This is a genomic window from Baaleninema simplex PCC 7105 (assembly GCF_000332355.1).
GTDB classification, from domain to species: domain Bacteria; phylum Cyanobacteriota; class Cyanobacteriia; order Cyanobacteriales; family Geitlerinemataceae; genus Baaleninema; species Baaleninema simplex.
On record NZ_KB235957.1, the window covers coordinates 134,183 to 148,417 of the forward strand.

11 protein-coding genes are annotated in these 14,235 nt (G+C 48.3%); 7 read left to right on the forward strand and 4 right to left on the reverse strand.

Features of this window, described 5'->3' with window-relative positions; all coding sequences use genetic code 11:
- Window positions 1-220: 220 nt before the first annotated feature.
- A complete protein-coding gene (gene cynS, locus GEI7105_RS0101290; protein ID WP_017658683.1) occupies window positions 221-664 on the forward strand; it encodes a cyanase in 444 nt (147 codons plus the stop codon).
- Between the two features lie 166 nt (window positions 665-830).
- Here the strand turns inward: cynS and GEI7105_RS0101295 are convergent, their stop codons facing one another.
- From GEI7105_RS0101295 to GEI7105_RS33005, 4 genes are all read right to left on the reverse strand, one after another.
- Entirely contained in the window at window positions 831-1,220 is a 390-nt protein-coding gene (locus GEI7105_RS0101295; RefSeq protein WP_017658684.1) for a DUF1622 domain-containing protein, read from the reverse strand.
- Window positions 1,221-1,270: 50 nt separating this feature from the next.
- The gene (locus tag GEI7105_RS0101300; RefSeq protein WP_017658685.1) at window positions 1,271-4,516 is read right to left on the reverse strand and encodes an efflux RND transporter permease subunit; all 3,246 of its coding nucleotides are present in this window, start codon (window positions 4,514-4,516) and stop codon (window positions 1,271-1,273) included.
- A gap of 178 nt (window positions 4,517-4,694) precedes the next feature.
- Entirely contained in the window at window positions 4,695-6,611 is a 1,917-nt protein-coding gene (gene mnmG, locus GEI7105_RS0101305) for a tRNA uridine-5-carboxymethylaminomethyl(34) synthesis enzyme MnmG (protein WP_017658686.1), read from the reverse strand.
- A 681-nt stretch (window positions 6,612-7,292) separates the two neighbouring features.
- Entirely contained in the window at window positions 7,293-8,606 is a 1,314-nt protein-coding gene (locus GEI7105_RS33005) for an endonuclease/exonuclease/phosphatase family protein (RefSeq protein WP_017658687.1), read from the reverse strand.
- A gap of 206 nt (window positions 8,607-8,812) precedes the next feature.
- Here GEI7105_RS33005 and GEI7105_RS0101315 point away from each other — a divergent pair, with 206 nt between their 5' ends.
- The 6 genes from GEI7105_RS0101315 (at window position 8,813) to GEI7105_RS0101340 (ending at window position 14,204) form a co-directional block, all read left to right on the forward strand.
- Window positions 8,813-9,541, forward strand: coding sequence for a class I SAM-dependent methyltransferase (locus GEI7105_RS0101315; RefSeq protein ID WP_017658688.1), 729 nt, complete (start codon window positions 8,813-8,815; stop codon window positions 9,539-9,541).
- A 528-nt stretch (window positions 9,542-10,069) separates the two neighbouring features.
- A complete protein-coding gene (locus tag GEI7105_RS28540; RefSeq protein WP_144053624.1) occupies window positions 10,070-10,924 on the forward strand; it encodes a hypothetical protein in 855 nt (284 codons plus the stop codon).
- A 166-nt stretch (window positions 10,925-11,090) separates the two neighbouring features.
- Window positions 11,091-11,519, forward strand: coding sequence for a DUF2000 domain-containing protein (locus GEI7105_RS0101325; RefSeq protein WP_017658690.1), 429 nt, complete (start codon window positions 11,091-11,093; stop codon window positions 11,517-11,519).
- A 28-nt stretch (window positions 11,520-11,547) separates the two neighbouring features.
- Window positions 11,548-12,312, forward strand: a complete 765-nt coding sequence (locus GEI7105_RS0101330; protein ID WP_017658691.1) for a formylglycine-generating enzyme family protein — start codon at window positions 11,548-11,550, stop codon at window positions 12,310-12,312.
- A gap of 2 nt (window positions 12,313-12,314) precedes the next feature.
- Complete coding sequence (locus tag GEI7105_RS0101335; protein WP_026097342.1) at window positions 12,315-12,950, forward strand: molybdopterin-dependent oxidoreductase; 636 nt, start codon at window positions 12,315-12,317, stop codon at window positions 12,948-12,950.
- 291 nt (window positions 12,951-13,241) lie between these two features.
- Window positions 13,242-14,204, forward strand: coding sequence for a class I SAM-dependent methyltransferase (locus GEI7105_RS0101340; protein WP_017658693.1), 963 nt, complete (start codon window positions 13,242-13,244; stop codon window positions 14,202-14,204).
- Window positions 14,205-14,235 lie beyond the last annotated feature (31 nt).

Consider the following 14,235-nt stretch of genomic DNA (forward strand, 5'->3'; position numbering starts at 1 on the left):
TGCCAGCAGGTCTGGATTTGCAGGCGATCGCCCGAGTCTCTATTTGACAATCGAGATAATTTTGTAACATTCCATACAAATTAGTCACGAACGAACGGGATATTCTGACTGAATTTCTAAAGAAACATTTTTTTGTAAAGTCTTCAAAAAAATAAAATGGCTTGCACGAACTAAAAATCTTTGTGATACGATAAGCCTCGATGTTCTTCCTAAAACACTCGTGAAACTTCCGGAAATTACCGAAAAAATTCTAGCTGCAAAAAAAGCAAAAGGTCTAACTTTTGCCGATTTAGAATCTACAATTGGGCGAGATGAAGTCTGGATTGCTGCGGTGGTTTATCGCCAAGCTAGTGCTTCGCCAGAGGAAGCTCAGAAACTTGTCGAAGCCTTGGGGTTAGGTGCAGAGGAGGCAGAAATCTTAACGGAATGCCCCGTCAAAGGTTCTTTAGACCCCGTGATTCCCACCGATCCGCTAATTTATCGGTTTTACGAAATCATGCAGGTTTACGGAATGCCAATTAAAAGCGTGGTTCACGAAAAGTTCGGCGATGGCATTATGAGCGCTATCGACTTTTCTGTAGAAGTTGAAAAAGTCGAAGATCCCAAAGGCGATCGCGTGCAGATCGTCATGTGCGGAAAGTTTTTGCCCTACAAAAAATGGTAACGATCGCCAGAATTGCGATCGCTAAACATCGGGCGATCGCCTAATTCAACTCTCCAACCCAATGTTTTGAACCGCCAGAGACGAAATCTCCGTCTCTGGGCGGGGATAGCGGCTATACAAGATACAACGAATTTCGAGTTTTACGGATCGAAAAACTGAGAATTGTCTACGACTGCGCCGCCGACGCACTCACATCAGACTTAGATCGATCGATCGCCTGTAGTAAAAGATAGTTCAGTACAGTACGAACGGCGATAATCGTCGCCAAACGAGCAATGTCATCCCAACGACTCGAAATCATCGTCTTCAAAATCGTCGCCCCAATCAAAAAACTCAACGCCAAGGAAAACGAATATCCCATCACCAAACGGCTACGTTGAAACGCATCGGAGGTTTGAGGACTAAACAAGGCATCTTTGAGGAAAATAATTAACGCTCTCGTAACCCCAATGGCAATCACAAACAACGCTAACAACTGACAAAAACTTGTCAAAATGCCGTTGAGCAAGATCACAAACTCTGAGATGACGACATCTAACGCCATATCTTCTCCCACGTTCTACATCAAACCTCGCGATCGCCTCGATTCTATTCACAACCCAAAGCTTAATCTCGCGTTCCACTAGAAATCGCTTCCTCAACTCTCGAAGTATCCCAGGTTCGACGGGGAAAATTGGGCTTTCGCGGACGTTGGGAACGATGCAACAACGTATAAAAACAGGGAACGATAAATAAAGTTAAAAACGTTGCTAGTGACAATCCTGAAAATACCACAATTCCCAACGGTTGTAAAAACTCCGAACCTTCTCCAACTCCTAACGCCAACGGTAACAGCCCCAACACTGTCGTTACCGTCGTCATCAAAATCGGACGCAACCGTTGCGGAGCGGCTTCTAACATGGCTTCGTAGGGACTCAACCGCTTTTTCTCGCGAATTTGGTTGGCTAACTCCACTAATAAAATAGCGTTGTTCACCACAATTCCCACGAGTAAAACTGCTCCCACAATTGCCGTGGCACCGACGGCGGTATTCGTGACGTACAGACCCAAAATTCCCCCAGCTAAGGCTAAGGGAACGGTCAAAATAATCGCCAACGGATCGAGAAGCGAGTTGTATTGAACGGCCATCACCACGAACACCAAAAACGTAGCTAAACCGCCGAGAATTTGCAGCGATCGCTGTAACTGTTCGTTAGTTTCCGCGACGGAACTGGGAATCCGCGTCACCCCTTCGGGAAGTTGCAACGCTGCCAAAATGGTGTCCACTTCCTCGAGGGCGGCACTCAAACTCGCCCCTTCTATCAAACTGCCTTCAATTAAGACGATTTGACGCTGGTTGATTCGTTGAATTTCTCCGGGGGCGATGCCAGGTTCGATGTTAGCAACATCTCCCAATTTGACAAGTTCGTTGCCTTCGCTAAATAAGGGGATCGATCGCAACCGACTTTTTTGTTGTACCGTACCGACGGGCAAGCGCAACCGCACGTCTACCAGGCGATCGTCCCGTTGCAGTTGCGTCACCACCGTTCCGTCTAACGCCGTCTGTACCGTATCCCCGATCGCTCGCGCAGATAGCCCCAAATCCGCCACCCGTTCCCAATCCGGGCGAATTTGAACTTCCGGTTGCGGTTCGGCGGCGTCAGGTTGATAGCGGGCGAGGGTGGCCCGTTCTTCCAAGGCTTGCAATACCATGCGCCCCGCTTCGTCTAATTTCTCCGTATCGGTCCCCTGTAACATCACGTCGATGTCGTCGCGGGTGGGAGAGTTGCTAAGAATTAAGCCCCGCACGGATTCCGGACGCATTCGGATCGAGGTATCCACTAACGGAATATCTCGCTGAATCTGCTGGTTGACGCGATCGACATACCCCGAAACGTTACTTCCGGGTAATAACGCAATGGTACTCGAGGCTCGCAGGGCGTTGGCACTGGTGGAACTGCCGAAGAGAAAGCCTCCAGCGGTACTAAAGGCGTATTGGGTTTCGGGTTGCGCCAAAAGAATCTCGTCGATCGCAGACATCACCCGGCGGTTGTCTTGCAACGGCGTACCGGGGGGAAACTGCGCCACCAGTCGCGCTTGTCCCGTGTCGATGCGGGGTAGAATCTCCTGGGGCAGTCGCGCCGCCATCCAAATGCTACTCCCGCCGAGGACGATGACGGCGAGGGCGATCGTCAGCAAGCGAAGCCGCAACACCCCCGCCAAAATTTGCCGATAGAGGGCAGTGAGAAAGCGCACGAAGCGTCCGAACAGCCAAATTGGTGGAAAACGGTCAAAACGACTCGATACCGGAATGGCGAGCAATCGGGCAGCTAAGGCGGGAACCACCGTGAGAGCGATCGCCATCGATGCGGCGACGGCGAAGCTAATCGTCAAAATCAATTCGTTGAACAGCAGGGAGATAAAGCCCCCCAACATCAAAAACGGCAACACCGCCACCAAGTTGGTACTCGTGGAGGCTAACAACGCCGATTCCAACTCGCGGGCGGAGGTTTCCGCTTGTTCTCGCACTCGTCGGGCGAACTGTTGCTTTCGACTCTGTGTTTGAGGCGTTCCCGACGACGCCACCTCAGCGGTTTCGACGCCCTGGGCGATGTTCTCCAACATGACGATCGCGTTGTCTACGACAATCCCCACCCCCAACGCCAAACCGCCCAAACTGAAGACGTTCAGCGACAGTCCAAACGATCCCATTAAAATCGTCGCCGTCAGCGTTGCTAGGGGAATCGCCAACACGACGATGAGGGTTTGACGCAGAGACCCCAAAAACAGTAAAACCGCGATCGCCGCCAATCCCGAACCCGACAATCCCGCCGTCACCACGTTGCGAATCGAATTTTGAATAAATCGCGATTCGTCCAGGGTGGTTTCTAACTGCATATCCTCCGAAATCAGCCCCGACGCCCGCAACGCCTCGAGTTTGGCGACGACGCCCTCGACGACTTCCACCGTATTGGCGTCCGGTTGTTTCTGAACGCTGACTTTGACGGCGGGTTGTCCGTTGAGGGTGACGAAAATGCGTTGTTCTTCCGTTCCGTCCACCACTTGGGCGACGTTTTCCACGTAGAGTTTACCCGTCGATCTCGCATCGTTGCGATCGCCGTCGTCGAGGGCAACTCGCCGAATTTCTCCAGCCTCCTGAAACCGTCCCGCCACGCGAGTTAAGGCTTCGGACTCGCCGCCGCGAATCAAGCCGCCAGAGGTGTCTTGGTTGCGTTCCCGCAGGGCGTCCCCCACATCAGAGATGTTCAGCCCCACCGCTTGCAACCGTTCTAAATCCAGGTTCACCCGCACTTCTTCCCGCACGCCCCCGGATACGTCCACGTTGGCGACGCCGGGAACCCGCGTCAGTTCTCGGGCGAGTTCTTCATCGGCGAAAATCCGCAAATCCACCGGACGCAACGCCGTTGAGGTTAAGGCGATTTCGTAAACCGGGAGTTGGGAGGGGTCGAATTTGAACAGGCGGGGGGTTTCCAGATTGTCGGGAAGGCGATCGCGGGCGCGGTTTAAAGCGGCGGTGGCGTCGTTGAGGGCGCGATCGATATCGTCACCGGGACGAAAGAACAAGTCGATACTGAGTCGCCCTTCTCGGGTTTGCGAGAAAATCTGCACCACCCCTTCCGTAGCGGCGAGGGCTTCTTCGAGGGGGCGGGTAATGTCGTTGACGGCGACTTCGGGGACGATTCCCGGCGCGTCAACCCGCAAACCGATGCGAGGATAGGTGATACTGGGCAGCAAATCTACGGGCATTCGCGCCACGACGAACCACCCCAAGACGATAACCGCCACGGTGAGAACCAGGGTTCCGATATGTTGCCGGATGGCGAGGGTGCTGAGGCTGAGGGGGGTTTGCATTTCGGGTAGGGAGAGGAGAAGGGGAGAGGGAGAGAAGGGGAGAGGGGGAGAAGGGGAGAAACTATTAACTGTTCCCTATTCCCCGTTCCCTATTCCCCGTTCCCGGTCTTCACTGGTGACTGAAACACTGCTTCGCGTTACACTGCTCACTGTTACTGTAAAGCACGTCCCCTAAGATTTACTTTCCAACCCCCACCGCTTGCTTGCGATGGCGGGTTTCTAAGTAAATCAACAACGCATTCACGTCCGCCGGATTCACCCCACCGATGCGCGATGCTTGACCGATAGTCATCGGACGAACTTTAGACAGTTTCTCTCGCGACTCCTTCGATAGTGTTTCGATGGCGTCGTAATCTAAATCCGCCGGAAGCGGACGGTTGGCTTCCCGACCGATCTGGTCGATTTGGTTTTGCTGGCGTTGCAGATATCCCGAATATTTAATGTCGATTTCCGCGCCTTCTCGTTCCGCTAACGCGAGATCGGGATTTCCTAACCCGAAGCGCTCGAGATCCACATAATGGAACTTGGGACGGCGCAACAACTCCGCCAGCGTCACCGAACCCTTGATTCCCTGTTGGGTGGCGTCGATAATCTGCTGTCCGACTTCGTCGTGTTGCTTGACGCGGGTTTTGTGCAACCGTTCCTTCTCCGCCGCAATGTTGGCTTGCTTGCTCTCGAACAGTTTCCAACGGCGATCGTCGATCAGACCGATTTCTCGTCCTAACGGCGTCAAACGGCGGTCTGCATTGTCCGATCGCAACACCAACCGATACTCCGATCGCGACGTTAACATCCGATAGGGTTCCCGCAACTCCTTCGTACAGAGGTCGTCGAGTAACGTGCCGATATAACTTCCCTCGCGGGGGAACACCAGCATCTCTCGACCCCGGACGAATCGCGCTGCGTTGATTCCCGCCACGATACCCTGTGCCGCTGCTTCCTCGTATCCCGTCGTGCCGTTAATTTGTCCAGCACAGAACAGACCCTCGACTTTTTTCGTCATCATCGTGGGGAAACACTGTGTCGCTGGAAGGTAATCGTATTCCACCGCATACGCCGGACGCAGCATCACGCAGTTTTCCATCCCCGGCAACGTTCGCAACATCTGCAATTGCAGGTTTTCCGGCAGTCCCGTGGAAAATCCTTGAATGTAGAGTTCGGGGAAATCCCGACCTTCGGGTTCGATGAAAATTTGGTGACTGGGTTTGTCGGCGAAGCGAACGATTTTGTCCTCAATACTGGGACAGTAACGGGGGCCTTTCGCGTCCACCCAACCGCCGTAAACTGGGGACAGGTGCAGGTTATCTTGAATAATTTTGTGGGTTTGGGCCGTCGTCCGCGTCAGGTAACAGTTCATTTGTTCCCGTTCCACCCAGGCTTCTGGGTCGAAACTGAACCAGCGTACTTCCTCGTCTGGCGGTTGCGGTTCCATTTTGCTGTAATCGACCGATCGCTTGTCTACTCGCGCCGGGGTTCCCGTTTTCAGGCGATCGGTTTCAAACCCCATCTGTTGCAGGGTTTCCGTCAGTCCTACGGCGGCGAATTCTCCGGCGCGTCCGGCTGGCATAGATTTGTTTCCCACCCAAATCACGCCACCGAGGAAGGTTCCGGTGGTGAGGATAACCGTTTTGCACTCGAAGGCGACGCCGAAATAGGTTTGAACGCCGATAATTTCGTCGTTTTTCCCCAAAACGATGTCCGTCACCATACCTTCGCGCACCGACAGGTTTTCCTGGTTTTCCACGATGCGCCGCATGATGGCAGCATACTCCCGCTTGTCCGTTTGCGCCCGTAGCGCCCACACCGCCGGTCCTCGCGAGGCGTTGAGGACGCGCTTTTGTAGGTAGGTGCGATCGGCCATTTTGCCGATTTCGCCGCCGAGGGCATCGACTTCGTGGACTAACTGGGACTTCGCCGGAGCGCCGACAGCGGGGTTGCAGGGTTGCCACGCGATTTTATCCAGGTTCAGCGTCAGCAACAGGGTACGGCAACCCAGTCGCGCCGAGGCGAGGGCAGCGTCACATCCGGCGTGTCCTGCCCCCACGACGACCACATCAAATTCGTCTTGAAATTCTACGGGGGTATTCACGGTCATAGTCTCTGTGTTGACAAGGGTGAGTCTTCTATTTTAACGGTTAAAACCCACATTCCGCACTTCAACCTGTAGTACACCAAGTAGCATGAGAAGGGGATGAAATTAGTCGGGAGTTGGTTAGGGATTAAGACCGAGAAAAAAGAAAAATTCGGGTAAAAATGACATCTTAGAGAAAAATCGGTTGAGGAATGGGCAAGTCAAACTGTTCCCACCCAAAAAAACGGCTCAAAATTGGTTTGGGGAATTCCCCCCCCCTAAAAATCAGGGAGATTAGATGTAATTTTAACGAGCATTAATCGAGTCTATCTTCAAGTTAGAAGATAATAAGCCTGACAAGATTTTGGAAAAAATTCAAGTAAATGTAGGCGCTCAGAGGGGGTGCATCTCGCCAGTTTGACGGCGAAACGGACAGCTCACCCTCTCGGGTAGAGCGCGAGCCTTCTCGCGGGTTAAGGTAACGATCGAGCAAATCTTCCCGATTCACCAATTCAGAAAGTTCTTCGGGTTCGTAGCGTCATTCAGCCACTTCGAGAGACGCGATCGCGATCGCGTTGAGATAGGCTTCTCAATTAGCAAGTATTCTCAAGACAAGAATTCAGACGAGGCTGCCGCCTCGCGGAAGGCATTCCCCGCTAGAAGCTGGGAACGAGGAAAAACGAGAAAAACGAGGAAAATACAACCCTAAAATGCGATCGACCAACCTTGTTTCGACGCTTGCTGGCCGGTGTACGTTACCGAATGCACCTCGTCGTCGCGATCGTTCACCAAAATAATCGAACCACCGCGATTCGATAACTGCGCCGTTCTCGCTTTCAACACCACCTGTACCGTCTCGCCGCCGGGAACCGTCAAATCTTCGATGCTATGCTGGCGGCCGAGGCGATCGCGAATTCCCCAGCCAGACAAATCCACCGTATCCGGCGACAAATTCAACAGCGTTACCGTTTCGTGTCCCGCTTCTTTTCCCGCAGGATTGACGTTTGCCGCCACGATTTTCACACTTCCTAACACCGCCACGCTGGGAAACTCCACCGACTCCGACGGCGGTTCGACAACTTCCTCGTCGCGATCGCTCTCGGTAAAATAGAACCGCGTCAACACGGGGAGATGGTCGCTAATTTTCGATCGCAACTGTTCCCGCAACGACTGCGATACCCCATTTTCCAGCAACAGGTTCCAGTTAATGACTTTCGATCGCTCCTGTAACGTCTCCACACCTTGGACTTGAGACGTCACCGCAATAAAATCTAACCGAGAACTGTACCCGCTGGAGAAAAAGTGACTTCCTTCGCTGTCGTGGTTCCAGTTCGCAAAACGAAGCTGTCCCGCCGCTTCCAAATTCCGCAACACTTCCCATTCCGACTGAAACGGTGAAGCGTTCCAATCTCCCGCGATAATGACATCCTCATCCACTGCTTCGTTTTGCAGCCACTCCGCCAGCAACTTCGCCGCCGCCGTCCGCTGTTCCTCGCTGCGATGTCCCCGACGAGAATCCCGCTGCGACTTCAAATGAACCCCCACCAGATGAAAGTCAAACGGCGGTTCGGGACTTCCCGGTGCAGACAAGGCTACAAACCGCGTCTGGAGGGGATAGCGGGGAAAAACGGGTTTGCGAACTCGTCCCACTTGCACCGTCGGCGAATCTTCTGCAAACAGTTCCTCGGGTTCGGTGGTGGCGCGAACCCACTCCGTATCGTACAGGAACGCCACGCGGATATCGCCGCCGCTGAGGCCGTAGATGGTTTCGTAAAATCCCGCTCCCCGTTGGGTGAGTTCGTCGGCGATTCCGTCGAGAGAGCCTTCGGCGACTTCTTGCAATACGAAGATATCGGCGTTCAGTTCCTCGAAAATCTGGCGAACGATGCGAACTCGTTCGGGGTCGAGGTCGTTAAAGAAGCGGACGTTCCAGGTAATAATATCGAGATATTCGTCGCTGCCTTGGTAGGCGTCGGGGACGAAATCTTGTAAAGCCTGAGAAATGCGATCGGTCGACACAGCAACGACTCCAGCAACGATGGTAACTCATTCGGAACTTACACGTTCACTCTAACAGAGTTTTGTAATATAATTAAAGGGAACGCGATCGCTCAAAAATATCAATTTTTAAAAAAATACATAATGTTTAAATTTTAAAATAATTTTTGAACTGCAAGTATTTTCATCCTTAAAATATAAAACCGTAGTTTCAACCCAACGCGATCGTGACCCAAACCATTTACCCCGGTGAAGTCTTCACCAACACCGCCGACTTTGACAGTGGAATTCGCCAACTGCTGCCTCGCTACGACGAAATGCTCGAGGCCGTAACGACCTGCGTTCCCAGCAATTGCCAAACCGTAATCGATCTCGGTTGCGGCACCGGAGAACTGAGCCTCAAAATCCTCCAACACTGCCCCGAGGCGCAAGTTCTCGCCGTGGATTACTCGCCGCGAATGGTGGAATTTGCCCGTGCCAAAGTCACCGGTGCCGGATATAGCGATCGCTGGCACGCCATCTACGGAGATTTCGGCGATCTCGCCACGCCAACCCAGGACAAACACACTATTCAAAGCACCCAAGCCTGTGTTTCGTCTCTGGCGATTCACCACCTCAGCGACGAGATGAAACTGACGCTGTTTCAGTGGATTGCGTCGATTCTCGAACCCGGTGGCTGTTTCTGGAACGTCGATCCCGTGTTACCGGAGACACCGCAACTGGCGGAAGTCTACAAAACTGTTCGCGAAAAGTGGGCCGCACAACAAGGAACGACGCTCGAAGCAGTACGAGCAAAAATCGGTACCAGCCAGCCTCAAGGCCATTCAGGACAAGATCGCCTGGCCACCCTCGAGGCACACTTGGAGATGTTGAAAAGTGCCGGATTCGATGCGATCGCCGTTCCCTGGAAATATTACGGGTTCGCCATCTTTGGCGGCTATGTCGGGAGAAGATGAGGTGATGAGATAGGGAAAGGGGGAGACACTGTTACCTGTCTTCACTGCTCGCTGTGAAAAGATGCGAGTATTACCATGAAAAGTAATGCTGCTTTTGCGTTCAAATCCCTGTCATCTTAGGTTTTTGGCAGACTAAGATCGTTAGAACGCAGCATTACCCCGATTTTTTCTGTTTTTTTCATCCTCACACGCCTAAATACCGATCGAAGTACTCGTGCGATCGAAAGAGCAAGATCGTACAAGTTGTTTCACCTGATGGATGTTATCGTCATATTGGCGATCGAGAGTCCAGATAATTTTTTTTGAAAACGCTCGATTTCTCGTTCGTCGAACTCCTATGAGAGATGACTGAAACCCATATTCGAGTCTCTTGGACTTATGTTAAAGAAATAGGGAGATTACGATAGCTACTCCACAGCAATCGACTTGTATTCCTCGCAACACTGGGCTTCTGTCACCCATAACCAAAATTTATCATCGCAAGCCATACCCAAATAAACCATCCGCAGCACGTAAACTTGAAAACTATTGACAACAGTGTTTCAAGCGATCGGGTGTGAGCTTGGGTTGGAATCGTGCCGCCAAGTTTTAAGGAACCTTCAGAGTGTCCAGTTCGGCAAAGCCTGGAAAATTAGTCCTACAACCATTGGGGATAGAGCTATGTTTAGGCAGAAAAGATTTTCCATAACGCTGACAAATCAAACACAAACAAATTCGATCTCTACTCAGATTAATAACAGCACATCGAAGTTGATTGAGTATTTTGACAGGTCGAAGAAAATTGTCGAGCGTCTTGAAAATTCAAGCAACATCCATATAGCCACATTAGGACCTAAAGGAACTAGCAGTGAGGCCGCAGCGTGTTATTTGTTGAAAACTTTAAAAAAAACACCGACGAGCTACTTGTTGTTTTCTTCGTATGAGGAGGCTTGTGATAATCTTTCGATCGGACCTGCAAACCTGTTGCTAGTCGCGAATGCTTATAAGGCGATCGATAAGATTTATATGAACGCAAATCTCAAACTTTTACTGAGTTTCATGTGGGAAACGCCATTATATGGATTGGCTAAGAAAAAAGAGAGTCAACTTGTAGACGATCGCCCTTTAAAAATTGCAACTCATCATGCTCCATCTAGTTTGATTCCCTGGTTTAGTGATAAGGTCGTCAAAAGTTACAAAATCGTCGAAGTTAATTCGACCAGTGAAGCAGCAATCCAAGTAATAAAAGGAGACTCGGATTTGTGTTTGACTAATATGAATGCCGTCGATCGATATGGTCTAGAATTTATGTCCAGACTGCGACCGATTTGTATGCTTTGGTCGGTGTTTGCTCTCAGAAAAAACCAAGAAGACAACTTTTTGTTCGATTTAGATTTAATCTGATAAACTCAAAGATTGTGGAGTGCGATCGAAATTATTTTAACCTTCTTTCTTGACAATCTTGTCTTGTTTGAGTTAACGTTCTATCGAGCCTCAAAAACTGTTGAGTTTCAACTTCATTTCGATATTTGGCTTGTCTTTTAAAAAATAAAACATGGAGATCGAAAATATGAAAATAGAACCATCTAAAACCAAATGTGTGACTATTGTAGATGCCGATCTGCCTACGGGATTGATTGCAAATACAGCCGCTGTTTTGTCTCTAACCTTAGGAGCTAAAATAGAAGGCATTATTGGCTCAGATCTCTACGATATGTCAGGTCGTATTCACGTTGGTATAACAACCGTTCCCATTCCTATTTTGAAAGCCGATCGAGAGCAAATCAAAGAAATCAGAAATAAGCTTTATGAAGAAGATTTTCTCGATTTTTTTGTAGTGGACTTTTCTGACGTCGCTCAAAGTACAAAAAACTACGAAGACTACAGCCAAAAGATATCGCAACATCCCACTGAAGAATTACGCTACTTGGGGATTGCAGTATTAGGAAACAAAAAGAAAGTCAGTAAACTGACTGGAAATATGCCTCTTTTAAGATGACAGCTCGAAAAGCAAGTGTACTTAACTCATGAATAAATTACATCAAACGATCGTCATCGAATCTGGCACGTTTCTGAGAGGCAGCGATGACTCGCCAGAAGAGCAACCCAAAAAAAATGTAACGCTAGACTCTTTTGCGATCGATATTACACCTGTAACGAATCGACAATTTCGCACCTTTATCGAAAAAGGAGGTTATCAAAATTCAAAATACTGGACTTCTAAAGGATGGGAATATATTCAAAAAAATAAAATCAGTATGCCTAACTACTGGTTGGATAGAAACTGGAATCAAGATGATTTTCCGGTAACGGGTGTAAGTTGGTGGGAGGCTCTAGCCTATGCAAAATTCGTTGAAAAAACCTTACCGACAGAAGCTCAATGGGAATATGTTTGTAAAGGAAAACACGGTTATGTTTATCCTTGGGGGAACGAACTTCCAACCTTAGAATATGCTAATTTTGCCATAGATTGCGATCCAGAAGAACTCGATCGAAAAGCGACATCAGTGTACGCTCATCCCAAAAATAAATCGAATTTTGGATGTTTGGATTTAGTTGGTAATTTAGCTGAATGGTGTCTTGACAATGCGTCAATCAATTATGACTGGGATTTGACAGGACACAATCCAATTTTTTGGACTAAAGAAGAAGAAGACCACATCGTTAAAGGAGGATGTGGATTACACAATGAAGAATTTTTGAGATGTGCTAGTCGTGATTACTATCCAGCATCTCTCAGAGATAACCTCGTCGGCTTTCGATGTGTAATTAATGAAATTACCAAGTTTTAACTATGAGCGATCTAATTCCAACAAAAAATTTACATCGCAAACCTTCTTCCTTACGATACTATCAAGATGGACCTCCAACTTCGATCGATTTAACAACTTGGAGATTACAGATAACGGGTCTCGTTCAAAAAACAATGGCGTTTTCTTATACAGATATTTTAAAGCTGCCTCAAGTTGAAGAAAATCGTCGCATGGTTTGTGTCTGTAATTGGAGTATTCGGAGAACTTGGCAGGGGGTGCTTTTATCTGAAATCATCAAAATTGCTGGTGTATTAGAGCCAGAAAAACTTTTTTTAAAACAAACGAGTATAGGAACACCGGAAAAGGGAGTTTACGAAGCTACAATTCCTTTAGAAAGTGCAATAAATAGGCGAACGATGTTAATCCACTCAGTTGATGGTGAAGTTCTGCCGATAGAACAAGGGTATCCATTAAGACTATTAGATTTTGGATTATATGGATATAAAAATGTCAAAGGGTTATCCAAATTAGAAGTGACTACAGAATATGAGTTGGGAGAATGGGAGCGTAAAGCAGGTTACAACATTAATGGAATTATCAAACCGAAGAAATATTGGATAGTCGATCTAGCAAAATGGCATTTCACACCTCAAGAAGGTGAAATAACAGAATTTTAATTTAGCCTAAGTTGTGATTTTAAGTCATGATTTACTTTGGTTTTGTCTATTGCTTTTTTAACAAAAGTAATATTCAAGCTAAAAATCATAAAAAACAAAAACTGTTTAGAAATATTTCATTTTTTTGTATTGATAGTTTAAAAAAATATGTTAATTTAAATCTAAATTCAGAACAAAACGATCGGAGGTTAGTCAATGGATATGAATTTTTTTTGATTTTGCTTTCATTAGATATTTTTTTACTCTTTTGTTTGTAGAAATTAAAACAACTAGCAATTTAGGAGCTTTTGTATGTACGGTATACATCCAACACCCACTCAAACCTCTCTCGATTTCGGACAAGCTTTTCGTAACTTACTAACTCTACCTCCTCACGAGCAGTTTGAGGCAGCAGCGAAGCTACGTTCGATTTTTAATATTCCTGCCCAAAAAGAGGAGTGGAACACTCAGTTTAACGGAGATTCTTTATTTGCTGCTTGGACGCGTTGTACGTTAATGCACCAACTTTACACCAGCAATGCTCTTATTTTGAGAAATTGGTTGCAAAGCCGTCGTCAGTGGCGAGTCATAGACATTGGGGGAGGAGATGGAAGACTTTGGTCTTACGTGCTGAACTTAGAAGATGAAGGAGAATTAGTGGTCGTAGATCCTGCTTCGGAAGTTCACGAGCAGGTTCGTCAGAAACTGCCACCTGGCGTTTCCCTAGTTTCAATTCAAGCACCAGTCGAAACCGTAGAGCTTGGAGAAGCAGATGCAGTCGTATGCAGTTTGATTCTTCACCATGTAGCTGGTATGGATGCTAACGAACGCAGAAATCATGGTCTTGAAGGGTCTGGCAAACTCGAGATCCTTCAAGAGATCGCAAAGGCACTCAAGCCTCGACAAGGATTGGGAATTCTTAACGAAGCTGATTTTTACTCGGATTTGGGTCTACCTTCTGGACATCCCCTTTTAGTCAATAATTTAATAGAAGCTTACGTGCGGCGTGTTGGATTTTCTCTTCTCTTAGATGCTGAGGCAATTCAAGACGATGGTGATGGAATGGCCGAACGTTGGTACAGCATTATTAATCAGTGGTGTCTAGGACAACTAGATAAGGCTTATGCTCCTGTCGCTGAAAGATACGATTACTTTTTGGATCTTCCTCGGTGGTTGGCATCGATCGAGCGAGCAGGACTTAAAACGATCGATCGCAAATGCACTGATAATTTTGGTATTTTTTATCAATACATTCTCAAAAGTAAAGAATATTGATTCACTGATATTAAAATAAATCAGTGAGTCA

Excerpts from the sequence above, each read along its gene's own strand:
- GEI7105_RS0101300 (WP_017658685.1), bottom strand. The coding sequence starts at position 4,516 with ATGCAAACCCCCCTCAGCCTCAGCACCCTCGCCATCCGGCAACATATC.
- mnmG (WP_017658686.1), bottom strand. The coding sequence starts at position 6,611 with ATGACCGTGAATACCCCCGTAGAATTTCAAGACGAATTTGATGTGGTC.
- GEI7105_RS0101325 (WP_017658690.1), top strand. The coding sequence starts at position 11,091 with ATGAAAATAGAACCATCTAAAACCAAATGTGTGACTATTGTAGATGCC.
- GEI7105_RS0101330 (WP_017658691.1), top strand. The coding sequence starts at position 11,548 with ATGAATAAATTACATCAAACGATCGTCATCGAATCTGGCACGTTTCTG.
- GEI7105_RS0101335 (WP_026097342.1), top strand. The coding sequence starts at position 12,315 with ATGAGCGATCTAATTCCAACAAAAAATTTACATCGCAAACCTTCTTCC.
- GEI7105_RS0101340 (WP_017658693.1), top strand. The coding sequence starts at position 13,242 with ATGTACGGTATACATCCAACACCCACTCAAACCTCTCTCGATTTCGGA.